This is a genomic window from Paenibacillus apii (assembly GCF_011043685.1).
Taxonomy (GTDB): domain Bacteria; phylum Bacillota; class Bacilli; order Paenibacillales; family Paenibacillaceae; genus Paenibacillus_AQ; species Paenibacillus_AQ sabinae.
Genome location: NZ_JAAKGU010000004.1, coordinates 379,350 through 396,210, shown reverse-complemented (window position 1 = coordinate 396,210; position 16,861 = coordinate 379,350). Strand labels below are relative to the sequence as shown.

Below are 16,861 nucleotides of genomic sequence, written 5' to 3'. Positions count from 1 at the left end.
TTCCCTGATTTACGCTTTTTTCTCCGCCATAATGGTAAGAGCGTTGACAGCCGCCACCACAACCGTACTGCCGCCCTTTCGCCCAAGATTGGTGATGTACGGAATATCGAGTTTGCGGAGCTCGTCCTTCGATTCCGCTGCGGACACAAAACCTACCGGCATGCCGATAATCAGACCCGGCTTGGCTTCGCCTTCCTTGACCATGCGCATCAATTCAAGCAGGGCGGTAGGGGCGTTGCCGATGGCGTAAATTCCTCCCTCCGCTTCACGCACCGCTTTGCGCATGGAGATGATGGCGCGGGTTGTGTTCAGCCGTTTCGCTTCCTCCATCACATCGGGGTCCGAAATGTAGACGTTGACGCTTCCGCCGAACCGCTCTATACGCGGCTTGCTGATCCCAACCTGGACCATCTGCACATCGGCGACGATTTTCTTTCCGCCAAGGATGGCCGCTATTCCCGCTTCAATCGCTTCCGGATGAAACACAATATTCCTGCCAAGCTCGAAGTCCGCCGAGGCATGGATAATTCGCTGAACAACCGGATACTGCTCGGGTGTAAAGGGATGTTCGCCCAGTTCCTCCGTGATGATCTCGAAGCTTTTGCTCTCAATTTCCTGAGGCTGCACCGTCAGCGGTTTAAACTCTGTCTTAAAATCCATAACATTTCTCCCTTGTATTCGAATGATATAAAATGAACTTGAGATTTTCCAATTTATGTGTCGTTCGCAACTTCGAGAAATGTTTGGACTTCCGGCCGCTGTTGTCTGCAGATTTCTTGATTTATACCATCCTTCGTGGATGAAATCCGGAGACAGCTTATGCTTTCGAAGCGAGCTTTCCTTCGGAAAGCTTTCGGGCGGTCGCTATCGCTCCTACAGTTCCAAACTTCCCCTTCGTTACTCCTTACCCTGATGTCATTTTTTCAAGTTCATCTTATTAAACGGGCAACTTGTTGTAACTCCTCAATAACGCCTTGGAATTCCGTAAACACGGCGCCGAAATTAATTTCCGGCCGGGAAATTAATATTACCTGTATGCCCAACTTCAGCGCGGCTTCAATCTTCTCGTCAACGGCTCCGGGTTTGCCGCTCTCTTTCGTGACCATCACCGTCGTGCCGTACTGCCGGTAAAGGGCTTCATTCAGCTCCCGGGTGAACGGTCCTTGCAGAGCAATGATATTCTTCTGCTCCACGCCGAGCTCTTCGCATTTCTCCAAATTATCGCGCCGGGGCAGCATGCGGGCCACCAGACGGATGTCCGAATCTCCAAGCAGATACTTGGAAAAAATATGCAGCGTCTTGCTGCCGGTGGTCAGCATAACGGAGCCCTTGCGCTTCTTGGCTTCTAACGCCGCTTCTTCATAGGAAGAAACAACCGTAAGCTTCGGATCGTCACCGTAAACCAAGGACGCCCGTTCAAAACGAATATAGGGAATACCGGCTTCTTTCGCGGCTTCCATCGCATTCCTGTGCGCTTCTTCGGCGAACGGATGGCTCGCGTCAACAATGGCCTTGACTTCTTCCCGGCGTATCAGCGTCACGATTTCATCCTTGGCCAGACGCCCGACACGCACGGGCAGATTGGCTTCCTGCAAGCTTTTCGCCGCACTATCGGTAACCACCGATGTCAATATTTCAAATCCGTTCTGTTGTATCAAAGCAGCGAGCTCTCTCGCATCGCTTGTACCGCACAGGGCAAAAATCAAATCGTTTCCTCCTCAACATGCTCTTGATGTCATTCAGCGCGGCTACGTTCCCACATGATGATGGTCGTGGTCGTGATGATGGTGGTCGTGATCATGCCTATCGTCGAGATCGTGCCCATGATCATGGTGATGATCATGCCCATGGTCGTGATCGTGATCGTGGCCATGGTGATGATCGTGCCCGTGATCGTGGCCATGGTGATGATCGTGCCCGTGATCGTGGTCGTGATGATGGTGATGATGCTCATGACCGGCCGCCAACCGGTATTGGCACATATCACAGTTCATAAAGGCCTGCCCTTCCACCGCTTCGACAACCCGGTCAAGCAGCGCTTCCACCAGCTTCGGATGAAATCCGAAATACCCTGCAAGTTCAACATCGATGCCCGGGTGCTGTGCTGCAAACTTCGCTGTCATTTCCTCAATGCGCTTAATCAAAATTCCTGTAAACAGAAAGTAAGGAAGGACAAAGATTTTTTTCGCGCCGAGCCGTAAGACTCTTTCCAGGCCATCCTCAAAGGTAGGCTCCGTAACGCCAATAAAGCAGTTCTCCACCCATTTGACCGGAAGCTGCTCCCACAGAAGGCGGGTCATCTTAAAAAAATCGCCGTTGGCATCGCCGTCGCTGCTCCCCCGGCCAATCAGCAGAACCGCCGTTTCCGGTTCACGCAGTCCATGTTCTATAGGCAGCACCGGGCTGCCGGTCTTAAATCCGGCTGACGCCATACGGGAAGTGAGAATCTCCATCACCTTTTGATGCACACCAATCGGACGCCCGTAGACGAATTCCACGGCAGGATACAGCTTTTTGGCCCGGTCTATCTCAAAAGGGATATGAATTTTGGCATGACCCGCCGCGAACAGCATGACCGGAATTACGACAACCCGAGAAGCTCCCTGTTCAACACAGTTAGCTATTCCCCGGGCAATATCCGGCTGCACAAACTCCAAAAAGCAGGTCTCAATCTTATATTGAGGCGCTGCCAGGCGCACCGTATCGGCAAACTGCAGCAGCTCCTCGTTCCCTTCGGGGTCACGGCTTCCATGTCCCACCAATAATATCGCGTCCATCTTCTTCCTCCTCATGATCGTTAATCGCCACAGACCGCATCCGCCAAAGTAGCGGCAGCCTGTTCCTGATGTCTGAACCCGGCAACCGTCCCCACACGCTTAAAAAACTTATGAAATCTTTCACCCGGAAAAGCCTTATCGGTATATTCCCGGAAAATCCGTTCCACCGTATCTACAATTTGGTCCTCTGTAATCCCTTCGGCTGCTGGCTGCGCCGGATGGGCGTTCCGCCCGATCGTCTTGCCGCCCAGGAACAAGTCATACGCCCCTTTGCGGTATACAATGCCGATATCCTCCAGCACAGCCCCGTAACAGGCCATGCCGCAGCCGTTAAAGCCGATTTTCAATTCCTTGGGCGTTTTTAATCCGCCGATAACGCGATTCAGTTCTTCCGCAACGGGGATGGACCCGTCTTTCTCCAAATTGCAGAAATCGCAGGCTTTAATCTGCGCAACATCGCCAACCGGGAAGACGAGCAGCTTCGCCGCTTTCAGCTCCGCGACGACCCGCTCGGGATCGGCCCCGGGGATGCGCAGAATGATTTGGTGATGCGGGGTATACTCCATTTCCCCCTGTTCACCTGCGATTTCCGCAAGCAGCGTCATTTGATGAGCGGTGAATTTCTTGTTCGCTATGCCCGGCGCCACTCCCACCTCAAAAAGGGCGTTCGGATTTCCGGTGGCAGACGGGGCGGACGGGTTCGAGGCGACAGACGGGGCGGAACCCGCGTCGCCACCGGAGACGATACCTTTGGCCTCGAGAATTTGCAGCGCCTCCATCGCCGCTTTCAGCGGGCTGGACGAACTCGCGCTGCTGTAAGAGGCGGAAGCCGGGAAATCACGCTCGGCGGACTTAACTTCCCCGCTCTCTCCAGCCTGCTCCTTCGCACTCAGTGACCACGGCTCGGCTGCCACTTGCAGACGCTCGCTTGGCCTTAGTCTCTGCTCTTCCGAGTCCAGTGTATATTTCCGCTGGTAGCCTCTTGGCGTAATCATTAGGCCGTCATATACTACCGTCGAGGAATTACCGATAATAACCGTGGTGAGCATCCCTATTTCATGCTCCAGCATGTCCGCGAGCGTGGTAAGCACGACCTGCTGCCGGTCCCGGTAAGCGCTCTTCACGAGGCCCACCGGCGTGTCCGGAGAACGGTGCCCCAGCAAAATCCGCTGAGTCTCAGCAATCTGCCGCGTACGCCTTCCGCTTCGCGGATTGTACAGAGCGATTACAAAATCTGCCGCGGCGGCGGCTTCCACACGTTTGGCGATGGTGTCCCAGGGGGTTAAATGATCGCTCAGGCTGATCGTGCAGGCGTCATGCATGATAGGCGCCCCAAGGAGAGCGGCACAGGAGTTGATCGAGGATATTCCGGGAATAACCTCTACTTCAACTCCCTCCTCGGCATTCCATTTCTTTTCCATCAACACTTCATAAATCAGCCCGGCCATTCCGTATACACCGGCGTCGCCGCTGGAAATAACTGCAACCGTTCTTCCCATATACGCCTGCCGTACTGCTTCCTGAGCGCGGCTTACTTCTTCCGTCATGCCGGTTCTTACGATCTCCTGTGTGGTCAGCAGGCCCCGGATCAAATCCACATAGGTGTTGTAGCCAATAATGACTTCGCTTTCCTCGATTGCCCTGCGGGCACGATCCGTAATATGTTCAAAAGCGCCCGGGCCAAACCCGATCACCAGCAGTTTGCCTCTCTTCTCTTCCATTCGTGCTGCCTCCTCTGTATGAAACAACTATCCCCGTAACGCCAAGCTTTCCTTAGAAGAAGCCGAGTTCATAGACTCACTGAACCGCAAGGCCGAATTCATCTTCTTCGGGGGCCGGACTCGGGATGCCGAGATCTTCAAATGTGGCCATCTTCGCAACCAATCGGAGGGCCGATTCGATTACAGGCAGGACCAACGCTGCTCCTGTCCCTTCTCCAAGGCGCATGTCCAGATGCAGCAATGGCTTCAGCCCAAGCTCATCCAGAACGATCCGGTGCGCCGGTTCAACGGATAAATGGGAAGCGAATAAATAATCCCGACAGCGGGGCTCGATCCGGCAGGCAGCAAGCGCCGCGGCGCCTGTAATCACCCCGTCAATGACCACCGGAACCTTGCGGACCGCCGCTCCCAATATCACACCGGCCAGTCCAGCGATTTCGAGCCCTCCTACCTTAGCAAGCACGTCGACAGCATCACCCGGATTTGGCTGGTTGACCTGTATTGCTCGTTCGATTACCTTCGTTTTGGCGGCTAGCGCTTCGTCATCGATGCCGGTTCCTCTTCCGGTGATCCGTTCCGCTGGATGGTCAGTGAACACTGCCGTCATGGCGCTGCTTGGAGTCGTGTTGCCGATGCCCATTTCCCCTAAACCGATCACTTCGATTCCTTTATCAGCAAGCTCGTAAGCCATACTAATCCCGACATGGATCGCAGCAACCGCTTCTTCCTTGGTCATTGCCGGTCCTTTGGCCATATTAGCCGTTCCTTGGCGGACTTTCCGCCGAACCACGCCTTCCGGCAGGTCCGTCAGCACCGTTCCGATATCGACAACGTGAACCTCCGCTCCCGCTTGCTGTGCGAGCACATTAACAGCAGCGCTTTGGCGAATAAAATTCGCCATCATAAGGCCTGTAACTTCCTGAGGATAGGCGCTGACGCCTTCCTGGACGACCCCATGATCGCCGCACATCACGATAATCGCTTTTTTGTCCACACGGGGCTGCGCACTCCCAGTGATACCGGCAAGCCTTACAGCGATTTCCTCCAAACGGCCGAGACTTCCCAAGGGCTTGGTCAGGTTGTTGACTCGTCTTCTCATTTGATGCATCGATACAATATTGAGCCGTTCAATCTCATTTAGCACCTGCAATAATTTTTCCAAGAAAATCACAATCCTCTCTTTTATTTAGGAGTCTTATGTAACAGGAATTGAGAAACAAAAAAGCACTCCTACACACAAAAGAGCGTAGAAGTGCCGTTAATCGCCGCAATACAAGCGTTCTCCCCTCCCTATCCTCGTAGGTCAGTCGTGCTGTTGAAAAAAGGCAGGTCTCCTGACTTGTGGATCAGACGCAAAAACGAGATCATGATGACCAAGTTGCTTAAGCCTTCCCATTTGACACAGTGGCTTAAAGCTCGCTCTCCATTTACAGTGGCGGGACCGCGACGGATTTTCACCGTCTTCCCTTTTAAGAAACGCCGCAGCGTTTCACCTTTTCTCTCATATGCTGTTGTAGACAAATATGCTTAAAGTACGTCTATTATAACTTGAGATTTAAAGAGAAGTCTATAAGTCTGTTTTTCAGTGTATCCGTGAATTCGATTACAGTACCGTTCTCTACGATTTCTGCTTGTCCGGTAATCACCCGAATAATGCTGCCATGGGTTACTAGCAGTACATTTCTTCCCGCCGGAGCCTCCAGGTTGCAAATTCCTTCGCAAACCCGCCTTTGCATTGATTCCACAGCTTCAACCCCATAGATCGGAGAATGGATCAGCTCAGGATTGGCTATTTGGAATACATACCTGATTTTCTCCAGCGTCTTGCCTTCCAGTTCACCAAAGCAGCGTTCCGAGAATCGGCTGTCAACCTTAACAGAAAGTCCGTAGACGGATGCCAGAATATGGGCGGACTCATAGGCTCTTCGCAAAGGGCTCGAAATAACGGCATGAACATTCATCCGTTCTCGTAGCCATCTGGAAGCTTCCTGAATCTGGCCGATCCCGTGCTCATTCAGACCGATATCCTGTATCCCTTGTATTCTCCCCTGCTTGTTCCAATTGGTCTCGCCATGGCGCATCAGATAAAGAGGCATTTCTAATCTCGTCCTTCCAAGCCTGTAATATTGCGCTAAAGAGCAGCATACCTGGATGAGTTAGGCTGCTCATGGCAATATCTATTCAGGGGATCGGAAATACTTTGATTTCCATTATTTTTGCAGCAGTGATTCGATAACTGGCTCTAAGTCAACCGGTTCCGTCGTCGTTTCGAATCTAGCTTTTACATATCCGTTACGATCGATCAAAAATTTCGAGAAGTTCCACTTGATCCCGTCGCCGGCGTATATTTCCGGATGCTTTTCCTGCAGGAAATCCTGCATCCATTGGCCCTCCGAAGTCTGGGTATCGAAACCGTAAAATGGTGCTTGCTGTGTCAGATATTGAAATATAGGATGAGCAGATAGCCCTCTAACCTCTATTTTCTCAAACAACGGGAACGTCACTCCAAAGCTGCTCTCGCAAAATTCTTGTACTTCAGAGTTGCTCCCCTGCTCTTTCTCGTTGAATTGGTTGCAAGGAAAACCGAGTATTTCGAATCCCTGCTCGCGGTGACTTTCGTAAAGCCTCTGTAGACCGGCGAATTGACGAGAATAGCTGCATCTGCTTGCAGTATTGACAATAAGGAGAACTTTTCCGCGATAGGCTGACAATTCGAACAGCTTACCGTTAATTGAGTTGACTTGAAAATCATAAATCGACACCGTATCATTCCTCCTCAGGCTTAATAGATACATCATACGGCTAGAACATCTATTGGTCTAATATATAAGAGGAATAATTGTTATAGGTTATACTAATATAGCGAGGGTGCTCGGGCCTATCACGACTCTTTCACAAGCAATCCCAATAAACTAAAACTTGACGGCTCTACTGTTCCTAGTTCCTCCGTTTTTGCACCATACACATATAACTCAACTCCCAGCACTTCAGCTTTCTCTGACTCTTCAAGCTTCGGCCCGAAGCTGGATTTAGGCCGCATATAAAGCAGGGTTATAGTTAATGAAGCTGTCCATAATGTGAAGTTCAGGCCCTTCCGGGCTTAGCGCCGCCCCAAATACTTCCTTCCAGAACGGTTTCCCATATGATCGAACAGTAGTATTACGTCTTCAGCAATTCGCAGAGCGGCCTCTTCCGGCTGCGGCGGACATTCCTGCGGTTGTACATCTTTTACTGTGGAAATCCTCCTCCCTGACCCAATACCTGCAAACGTGCAGGCATTTCTCCCTCGAACTCCCCGCCTGACGGCGCGCATGCTCTAAAAGGTGCACAATCGAAGGTTTTACTTCTTCCTACCTGAAAATCACCTGACAAACCTGCAGATTTGCAGGAAAACCCCAGACACTCTACCTCGCAGCCCATTCTGACCGCCGTATCGAATATGCCCAGATACGCCTCGCCGCTGCCGTCACCCGACAAGTACGATTCCGGTAAAAGAGCGATATCACTCAAAAGACCTCCTTTACGGTTGAACTGCCGCTATCCGCTGTTTAACAAGAAAAAAATCCGCTTCCCCGGGATATATCCCGCGGGAGCGGATTTTTTTATGCGGCAGATTTCTTTATGCAATCTCCTGCATTTTCCACCGGCCGTGTATCAGAAGCCTTCCTTGAATGATGACCGGTTCAGCAGATTAACCCAGCTGTTCAATAACGGCTTTGGTTACAGCCAGCGTGGACTGTGGATTTTGGCCCGTAATCAGGTTGCCGTCCACCTCGTAATGGGAAGTCCAGTTCGGAGCGGCCACATAGATGGCTCCCAGATCGCGAATCTTGCTTTCCAGCAGGAAAGGAAGATGCTGATCCAGCGTCGTTTGCGCCTCTTCCCGGTCTGTAAACGCGCTGACGCGTTTGCCGGCAACAAGCGGTTCGCCGTTCGACAAGGTAGCGCCAACCAGTCCGGCCGGACCGTGGCATACCGCAGCCACAATCTTGCCCCCTTCATAGAAATCGCGCAGCAGCTTCTGAAGAGTTTCGTTAGCTGGAAGATCATACATCGTTCCGTGGCCGCCCGGCAGGAAAATCGCATCGAAGCCTTGAACGGATGCATCGCTCAGCTTTGCCGTATTTTCCAAATATTTTTGCGTATCCAGGATTTCTTGCGGTGTGTTGGCATCTACGCTTCCGGGATCGACAGGGGCCTTGCCGCCAAGCGGGCTTGCGATGGTAAGCTCGTAGCCCTTCTTGGTAAATTCAATATAGGCTTCAGCGAATTCAGAAAGCCAAATCCCGGTCGACTTGCCTTCATGAATTTCCGAGTGATTCGTTACAACGATCAGAACTTTTTTTGCCATTGTATTGCCTCCAGTATTTTAATTTTGGTGCTGACTTTATTCTAGTTCCGATCTTGATATAAAACAAATTATGAAATTTCGGTTTATCCATAAATATATTTATATATTATCGCGTATTGCGGCCATCATTTCCTGAATTTGAGGCAGTTGCTTATGCTTCAGTTTATAGGCGAAGTACAGCTCGTTGTTCACTTTTAAATCCGGAGCAATCATTTTTGCCGCAACACTTGACGAATTATCCAATATATAGGTCGGGATCACACTTAGGCCTGCGCCACTTTCGATGGCCCTCAGGATCAGATGCAGATCTGGAATGATATGAGCGGGCCGGATTTGCGGACGCTTCTTGAAATGCTCCCTCCAGATTCTCCGGATGATCGGTAAATCCGGCCCGTAGCTGATCCACGACTGAGCCGACAGCCATTGTTCCAAGGACTCCGGGTCGTCCGTATCTGGCATTTCACAATCCCCGGGAGCGGCAATGACAAATTCTTCTTCCATGAATTTCAGATACTCGATGCCCGGCGTCTGATATTTTTTCGATGTAATGACGAGATCCAGCTTATCCTCCTTCAGCAGTTCCACCAACTGGTCGGCCGTGCCAAAATTTGAAATCGTGCTCATCTTGTAGGTATGCAGCTCAGGGAGTATTTTTTCAGAGTAAAACTCGCGTGCGGCACCTATCTTTATGACGGTATGCGTGGGCAGGGAAGCCGATTTGAAATTCATCGTGGTCTCCTCCAAAGCCTCGATCAGCGGAGCCAGCTGGGAATACAGCTCTTTCCCCCGTTCCGTCGGAATCATTTTTCTTGAAGTCCGGATGAATAAATCTTCCCCGACCTCGGCTTCCAGGGAAGCCAGATGCTGGCTCATCGCCGGCTGTGTCATTATCCGCGCCTTGGCGGCTTCAGACACGGAGTTATGTTTATATATCGAGCAAAAGCTTCGGTACCATTCAAAATCAGCCATATCCAAATACCCCTTTTCATCAAACTTTCCACTGTCTTTAAAAAGGAATAGACCGCCCCGTCCAATGGATGCGATCTATTTCTCCCCGTTATATCCAAGCCATAATTAGGTTCGCGCTTCTCCGGGCCGGATTTCGGCTACCGACTCTCTTTCGATGATTTTATAAGGCAGATAAAATTGCCCCTTCTCAGGAATCTGTCCTCCCTCGGTAAACCATCGGATCATGTGCTTCACGCCTTCTGCACCAATCTCTCCAAAGGGCTGTTCAATGGTTGTCAGCTTCGGCATCGTAATCCGGCTTACCGACAAATTGTCAAAGCCGATAACCGAGATATCCTCCGGCACTTTAAGGCCCGCATCGAAGATACAGCGCATCGCTCCGATCGCCATCTCGTCCGAAGCGGCAAATACAGCCGTCAGTCCGGTCTCCTCCCGCTTGGCCAGAAGCTCCTTCATCGCTGAATATCCATCCTCAAAACGCATATCTCCGTAAGCGACTAACGCTTCCGAGAACGGCAAACCGTAGAAGTCAACGGCCTGTTTATAGCCCTTCAGCCTGAGCTGCTCGCCGCGATCATGCTGGTCCGTCAGCAGGGCGGAAATCATGCCAATGTTACGGTGTCCGCGCGAAACGAGATAAGAAACGGCTTCGAATGATGCCCGGATATCATCCACCTTGTAAGTCGGCAGCTTGCCGCTCTCATGAGAATCAAGCAGCAGAACGACCGGAATCTGAAGCGTATCGATCAGCTCGTCATATTTGGCCGGCAGATGGAAGCTCGTCAGGATAATCCCGTCAACCAAATGCCGCTGCACAAAGGAAAAAGCCTCGGCAAGCCCCTCCTCGTTCATTTTGCTGCTCTTTAGCTCGTACAAAATCAAATCAATATGATTCTCCTGTGCGACACGGCTTATCCCGCTGAATAATTCGCCAAAGAAAAACGAGGTAATATACGGAATAATAACGCCCAGGGAGATCTTTTTGTTCTTCAGATTCGCTTGTCTGGTCTTGGCCGGATCGAAGTAATTAAGCTTCTTCGCCGCCTGCATGACACGCTCGCGGGTCTCCGCATTGACCATCGCCGGTTTGTTAAGCGCCCTTGATACGGTTGCAATGGAAAGCCCCACATAATCTGCTATATCCTGAATTGTCGCCAATACTATAACCCTCCGTTTCTTTCTTTCCCGGAGGCCGAACTACCCGGACCGCTCGGAACCATATATTGCAGTTATTGCATACCCTTCTTTCAATTATACCCGATACAGCTTTGGCCGAACAGACAACCTCCAACCCACTACTCCGCGTTTTTCGCTAGCCTTTTTCTGCTCCGGACGTCAATCCGGCAACCAGATACCGCTGTAATAGAAGGAACAGAACGGTAATCGGTACGGCAATCAGCACACAACCGGCGGCGAACATCGTAAATTGAAGCTTCGTCCGGTCCGTGACAATATCGTACAGTCCGACGGCCAGCGTCTTTTTCTCCGGAGTCCTCAGCACGAGCCTGGCGAAGATGAAGTCCGTGAACGGGCCGGTAAAATTCATCAGCACCACGTACACCACCAGCGGCTTGGACAAAGGCAAAATCATGCGGAAGAAGGTGTTCAGATGACCGGCCCCGTCGATCCGCGCCGCTTCTACAAGACTGCGGGGAATTGTATCGAAATAGCTTTTGGAGAACAGAAAGAACAGCGGCGCTGCCGCAGCAGACACGATAATAACCGCCGCATGCGTATTGAGCAGATTCATCTGGTTCAGCAAAATATAGACGGCAATCATGCTCATGAAGCCGGGAAACAAACCGAGTGAAAGCAGCATGCTCATCAGGTTTTTTCGGCCGGGGAAACGGAACATCGAGAACACATAACCGGTCATCATTACAAGCACAGTGGAGATTGCGGTGCTGATGATGGCGATTTTGAACGTGTTAATATACCACTCGGCGAACGGATAGTTCTCAAACAACTGCCTGTAATGAAGGAGCGTGAATGATGCCGGAAGCAGCGTTTCGCTAAAGAGCATATCCCCCGGACGGAACGAGGACAGCAGTACCCAGAGAGCGGGATATATACAAAACAGCGCAGCGAGCGACAACAGCACGTAACTTGAAGTCAGGCGCACCGCTTTCCATAAGGAGCGATTCGTCATTACAGCCTCTCCTCCTTAAACGACTTTGTCCGGCGGATGCTCCAGACGGCAAAGCCCGACAAGAGTACGAAAATGAAAATGCCGATAACGGAAGCAAAATTATACTGCCCCTGCTCCATGGACAGCTTGTACAGCCAGGTAATCAGGATATCCGTATGACCCGCGAACTGATAGTTCCCATTTACGGGATTGCCTCCGGTAAGCAAATAAATCACATTAAAATTGTTGATGTTGGCCACGAATTGCATAATCAGGATCGGCATCATGGTGTACATCACGGTAGGAAAAGTGATCAGCCGCAGCTTTTGCAGTCCGTCCGCCCCGTCGATATCGGCTGCTTCGTACATGTCCCCCGGTATGGTGGACAGGACGCCGATAATCATCAGCATGATTACGGGGAAGCCGAGAAGCATGTTGACAAGGACAAGCGTGAGCTTTGCCCATTCCGGGTCCGACAGCCAGGGAATACGCCCGAACCCCATGAGCTCGAGATAATCGTTCACAGGCCCGAACTGGCCGTTAAATACGTTGCGCAGGATGAGCGTAGAGACAAATAAAGGGATGGCGTAGGGAAGAATAAAGATCGTCCGCCAGAACTTTTTGAACCGGATATCCTTCTGCTGCACCGCCAACGCAATCATAAATCCGGCCGCAAAGCAGGTCAGGGTCGACCCCACAGCCCACAGCAGGGTCCACAGCGTTACGCCGTAGAAGGTCTCACTCCAGACCCGAAGCCGGAAAATATCGCGGAAGGTCTCGAGGCCATGCCAATTGACGAGTTGGGCAGGAGGCATATGGCTGCGTGTGAAATCGGTGAAAGCGAGCAGAATCATGAACACAATCGGCATTGCCGTAAAAAACGCGACGCCCAGCACCGGAATGGCAATGGCAATCTGCGGAAAACGGTACTCGAGCAAAAAATGCAGCGTCTGCCTGAACGTATGCAGCGGCACACCTTCTTCCCGCAGCCTGGCGCAGTGATGAGCATCCCTGACATTTTGCACATAAACGGCGAGAAGAACGAACATCAGAAAAATCATGATCAGCCCCTCCACCAGCAAATAGATGGAATGATCCCCCATGACCTGCTGATACAGCTTGCCGACCTTCTCCAGACGTGTCTGCTGCTCTCCGAGCGTAACCAGCGCCCACACCGCATGGGGCAGCTTGGCAATCACCACATACAAACTGGCGAAATGCAGCAGCAGAAGCGCGATGCCTTTCCCGTACTGGCGGTTGTTAAGCTGCCCCGCTCCCATAACCAGAATCGACAAGACGGCGCTTGTCCGGCTGCCGGACAGAAATGGCCTTCGAAGTTCAACTGCGGATCGTTTCTCCACTGGACTTTTCACTCCTTATAGAAAAGCCGCTCCGCTGGCGGCGGAACGGCCGTTTATAGTCAGCCTTCCTATTGGGCTGCGGCAATATTGGCCTTCATATCCGCCACAGCCTTATCCAGGGTAGACTTTATGTCGGCCCCATTCCAGATTTGTTCCAGCACAGGCGTTACATTTTGGAAGAAATACTGCACATCCGGAATGACCGGCAGCATCTCCGCTTTCGCTACATGCTTGGCGAAGACTTGAATGATGTCATCCGACTTCAGCTTCTCGTCGTTCTCAATGCCCGCATAGGCCGGCAGCACGCCTCTCATCTCATAGTTCTTAATCTGCATTTCCTTCGTGGTCATAAAGTGAGCGAACAGCTTGGACGCATTTGGATACTTCGAATAGGCACTTACGAAATAGGCAGGCACACTTGCATAAGGCTTGGGATCGACGCCGCCCGGCATTTTGGGCATTTCAATGATTCCCACCTTGAACGGCAGGCTCTTATACCGGCCAAGATTCCAGACTCCATCCAAAATAATGCCTGCCTTGCCCTGCTCGAACAGCGATACTTTGACATCCTCGGTAAGATCGGAGCTCGGAACCGGCAGTATTTCCTTCAGCGAGCGGTAGAACTCCATGCCTTTTACCGCGCCCTCATTATTCAGGCCGATATTGTTTTTGTCCTTTCCGTTATCGCCAAAGATGTAAGCGCCATAGCCGGCCATAAACGAATAATTGTAGAGCAAATTGTTGGTTTCGTAGAAGAGGCCGTATTTATTGTTCGGAATATCATTATATTTCTTGGCAAAAGCCTTCAGATCGTCCCACGTATCCAGCTTCGCATCCTTCACGATATCCTTGTTGACATACATCATGAACGACTCGATGTTGCGCGGATAACCGTAAAGAATGCCATCAACCGTCACCGCATCCAGCGCGGATTTCACCGAAATTTTAGTGGTTTCTTCTGCAAAATAGTCATTCGGCAGGAAGATGCCGGAGTTCGCATTTGGGCCAAGCTGATCGGCGCCAGCGACAAACACATCGGCGCCGGTTCCCGCCGGACCATCCGTAATAAGACGGCCGACCGTCTCCCAGAACATCATGTCTTCAAGCTTTACCTTGACATTATATTTTTTCTCAAATTCCTTCACTGCATATTCGGAGAAAGCATCTTTCTTGTCCCAGTAGACCAGCTCGGCCCCCGGTTCTGGCTGCAGCTCGTCCATTGCTGTATTGGAGCTCGGCTGCGGGGATTCGCTTACCGCAGTCGGTGAAGGATTTGCCGCAGGCGAAGCGCTGCCGCAGCCGGCAACGGCGAGGATTCCAACAATCAGAAGGGAAATCAGTCCGGTTCTTCTTTTCATACACATACCTCTCCTCTTGAATACAAAATGTTAAGGCAGACAGACACGATAGAAGCGATTAATTTCACCCAGCTAAGGATTTGGCCTGATCTCCAGCCGGGATATGTAAGGCTTTGTGACATATGACCTTCCTTACGAAATTCAATATACAAGAGGGGATTTGAGTATGTCAATCATTTTTGTGATTTGTTTTTTCAGTCAAAATTTAAAAAACAACGAATTGACTTTCGTTTTTTCGCAAAATTCAAGATTAAATCCAAATATTACTTCTAATAAGCTCAAATATTATTCGCCTTTATTGTTGACACTGCACTCTTCGCTAACTATTATTGATTCAATAATATGATTTGTTTACATGTAAAAATGTAAATTATAATCACTTGCTATGTAGCATATCTTACATTTTTCGGTATCGAGAAGGAGTGGCTGGCAGTGACGAGGACATGGTGGAAGGAAGCCGTTATTTATCAGGTCTATCCGAGAAGCTTCAGAGACAGCGACGGTGATGGAATCGGCGATCTTAAAGGAATTGAGGAAAAGCTGGATTATCTCAAAGAGCTTGGAGTCGATGTAATCTGGCTGGGGCCAGTCTATAAATCCCCCAATGACGATTACGGTTATGATGTAAGTGATTATTACCAGATCATGGATGAGTTTGGGAGCATGGAGGACTGGACGAGCCTATGCAGCGAAATTCACCGCCGGGGCATGAAAATCATGATGGACATTATTCTTAACCACACCTCCGATGAGCACGCATGGTTCCAGGCTTCCAAAGCGCCCGGCGACAATAATAAGTACCGCGATTATTATTTCTGGAATGAAGGCCGCAGCGGCGGAGAGCCGAATAACTGGGAATCGTTCTTTGGCGGATCAGCCTGGAAACACGATGAGGAAGCCCGCGCCTACTATCTCCATCTTTTTTCCGCCAAGCAGCCCGACCTGAACTGGTCGAATCAGGCACTCCGGCAGGAGATGTACAGCATGATGCGCTTTTGGCTGGAGAAAGGTGTGGATGCCTTCCGCCTCGACGCGGTTAATCTGCTGGTCAAGCCCGGCGAATGGCAGGACGCAGAGCCGGCTGGGCCGGATCAATGCCTGGCCCCGTGCGGACATTTGATTGCCAACGGCGATGGCATTCACGACATTTTTCAGGAGATGAACGATGAGGTTTTCTCCCGTTATCCCATGTTTACCGTCGCAGAAATGGCAGGTGTATCAGCCGAAGAAGGGCTGCTCTATACGGATGCCGCCCGCAAGGAGCTGGATAGCATCATTTATTTTGAGCATATGGATGTCGATAACGGCCCCGGCGGACGCTGGGAGACGATTCCGTTCTCGCTCCCGGCCTTCAAACAAATTATTACGCGCTGGCAGCTTACGCTCCAGGGCAAAGGATGGATCGGACTTTATTTGAACAACCATGACCAGCCGCGCGTCGTTTCGCGTTGGGGTAATGACACCCGCTACCGGGTGGAAAGCGCCAAAATGTTCGCCACCTGCATTCAAATGCTGCAAGGCTCCCCTTACATTTACCAGGGTGAAGAAATCGGGATGACCAACATCTGGTTCGATAACATTCAGGATTACCGGGACGTGGAGACCCTCAACTTCTACCGGATCGAATGCGAAATCAATGGGCGCTCGCACGACGAGGTCATGCAGGATATCTATCACAAAAGCCGGGACAACGCCCGAACGCCCATGCAGTGGGATGACAGCGCCAACGCCGGATTCAGCGAGGCAACCCCGTGGATTAACGTCAATCCCAATTACAGGGAAATCAATGTCGCTAATGCTTTGGCCGACCCGAGCTCCGTATGGCATTACTACCGTGAATTAATCCGGCTTCGCAAACGGCATGAGGTTATCGTCTACGGCGAATACAAACCGCTGCTTGAGGAGCATCCCGATGTATTCGCTTATCAGCGGACCCTTGGTGATGAAATTCTAATTGTGGTAACTAACTTCTCGGCTGATGAGCAGACCGTCGCCTTGGATGCCCCGCCTACAAAACCGGCTCTGCTGCTGTCTAATTATCCTGCTGCGGAAGAACCGCTGGATTCTCAACATCTGAGGCCTTTCGAGGCAAGAATATATCTTATTCGGTCAGGCGCTGGCCAGAGCGAATCCGAAACAATCTGATTAGAGCGAAAAAGACCACCTTCCACGGATTGTCTTCTATCCATGGAAGGT

General features: G+C 51.1%; 15 protein-coding genes and 1 riboswitch. Of the genes, 1 reads left to right on the top strand and 14 read right to left on the bottom strand.

Annotation, left to right across the window (positions count from 1 at the left end; genetic code table 11):
• Positions 1-9: 9 nt before the first annotated feature.
• The 14 genes from G5B47_RS12080 to G5B47_RS12015 all read right to left on the bottom strand — a co-directional run bounded on the left by G5B47_RS12080 (position 10) and on the right by G5B47_RS12015 (position 14,665).
• Positions 10-660 carry a precorrin-8X methylmutase gene (locus G5B47_RS12080; protein WP_165098240.1) on the bottom strand — a complete coding sequence of 217 codons (651 nt, stop codon included), beginning with the start codon at positions 658-660 and terminating at the stop codon, positions 10-12.
• Between the two features lie 269 nt (positions 661-929).
• Positions 930-1,706, bottom strand: coding sequence for a precorrin-6A reductase (gene cobK, locus G5B47_RS12075; protein ID WP_165098238.1), 777 nt, complete (start codon positions 1,704-1,706; stop codon positions 930-932).
• 42 nt (positions 1,707-1,748) lie between these two features.
• Positions 1,749-2,777 carry a sirohydrochlorin chelatase gene (locus tag G5B47_RS12070; protein WP_165098236.1) on the bottom strand — a complete coding sequence of 343 codons (1,029 nt, stop codon included), beginning with the start codon at positions 2,775-2,777 and terminating at the stop codon, positions 1,749-1,751.
• 20 nt (positions 2,778-2,797) lie between these two features.
• Entirely contained in the window at positions 2,798-4,498 is a 1,701-nt protein-coding gene (gene cobJ / locus G5B47_RS12065) for a precorrin-3B C(17)-methyltransferase (protein WP_165098234.1), read from the bottom strand.
• Between the two features lie 76 nt (positions 4,499-4,574).
• Positions 4,575-5,669 (bottom strand): nicotinate-nucleotide--dimethylbenzimidazole phosphoribosyltransferase, encoded by a 1,095-nt coding sequence (cobT, locus tag G5B47_RS12060; protein WP_328804518.1) that lies wholly within the window; start codon positions 5,667-5,669, stop codon positions 4,575-4,577.
• Positions 5,670-5,805: 136 nt separating this feature from the next.
• Positions 5,806-6,010: riboswitch (cobalamin riboswitch) on the bottom strand.
• 29 nt (positions 6,011-6,039) lie between these two features.
• The gene (locus G5B47_RS12055) at positions 6,040-6,594 is read right to left on the bottom strand and encodes a histidine phosphatase family protein (protein ID WP_165098230.1); all 555 of its coding nucleotides are present in this window, start codon (positions 6,592-6,594) and stop codon (positions 6,040-6,042) included.
• Positions 6,595-6,708: 114 nt separating this feature from the next.
• Positions 6,709-7,260, bottom strand: a complete 552-nt coding sequence (locus G5B47_RS12050; protein ID WP_165098228.1) for a glutathione peroxidase — start codon at positions 7,258-7,260, stop codon at positions 6,709-6,711.
• A 466-nt stretch (positions 7,261-7,726) separates the two neighbouring features.
• A complete protein-coding gene (locus G5B47_RS12045) occupies positions 7,727-8,008 on the bottom strand; it encodes a hypothetical protein (protein ID WP_165098226.1) in 282 nt (93 codons plus the stop codon).
• A 181-nt stretch (positions 8,009-8,189) separates the two neighbouring features.
• Positions 8,190-8,849, bottom strand: coding sequence for a type 1 glutamine amidotransferase domain-containing protein (locus G5B47_RS12040; RefSeq protein WP_165098224.1), 660 nt, complete (start codon positions 8,847-8,849; stop codon positions 8,190-8,192).
• A 99-nt stretch (positions 8,850-8,948) separates the two neighbouring features.
• Positions 8,949-9,818 (bottom strand): LysR family transcriptional regulator, encoded by an 870-nt coding sequence (locus tag G5B47_RS12035; RefSeq protein ID WP_165098222.1) that lies wholly within the window; start codon positions 9,816-9,818, stop codon positions 8,949-8,951.
• Positions 9,819-9,923: 105 nt separating this feature from the next.
• A complete protein-coding gene (locus tag G5B47_RS12030; RefSeq protein ID WP_165098220.1) occupies positions 9,924-10,976 on the bottom strand; it encodes a LacI family DNA-binding transcriptional regulator in 1,053 nt (350 codons plus the stop codon).
• Between the two features lie 154 nt (positions 10,977-11,130).
• Positions 11,131-11,967 (bottom strand): sugar ABC transporter permease, encoded by an 837-nt coding sequence (locus G5B47_RS12025; RefSeq protein ID WP_165098218.1) that lies wholly within the window; start codon positions 11,965-11,967, stop codon positions 11,131-11,133.
• Complete coding sequence (locus G5B47_RS12020; protein WP_328804517.1) at positions 11,967-13,307, bottom strand: carbohydrate ABC transporter permease; 1,341 nt, start codon at positions 13,305-13,307, stop codon at positions 11,967-11,969. Before G5B47_RS12020 ends, G5B47_RS12025 begins: the two co-directional genes overlap by 1 nt.
• A 68-nt stretch (positions 13,308-13,375) precedes the next feature.
• Positions 13,376-14,665 carry a sugar ABC transporter substrate-binding protein gene (locus G5B47_RS12015; protein WP_165098216.1) on the bottom strand — a complete coding sequence of 430 codons (1,290 nt, stop codon included), beginning with the start codon at positions 14,663-14,665 and terminating at the stop codon, positions 13,376-13,378.
• A 432-nt stretch (positions 14,666-15,097) separates the two neighbouring features.
• Between G5B47_RS12015 and G5B47_RS12010 the strand changes: the two genes are divergently transcribed.
• On the top strand, positions 15,098-16,810 hold the full coding sequence (locus G5B47_RS12010) for a glycoside hydrolase family 13 protein (protein WP_165098214.1): 1,713 nt from the start codon (positions 15,098-15,100) through the stop codon (positions 16,808-16,810).
• Positions 16,811-16,861 lie beyond the last annotated feature (51 nt).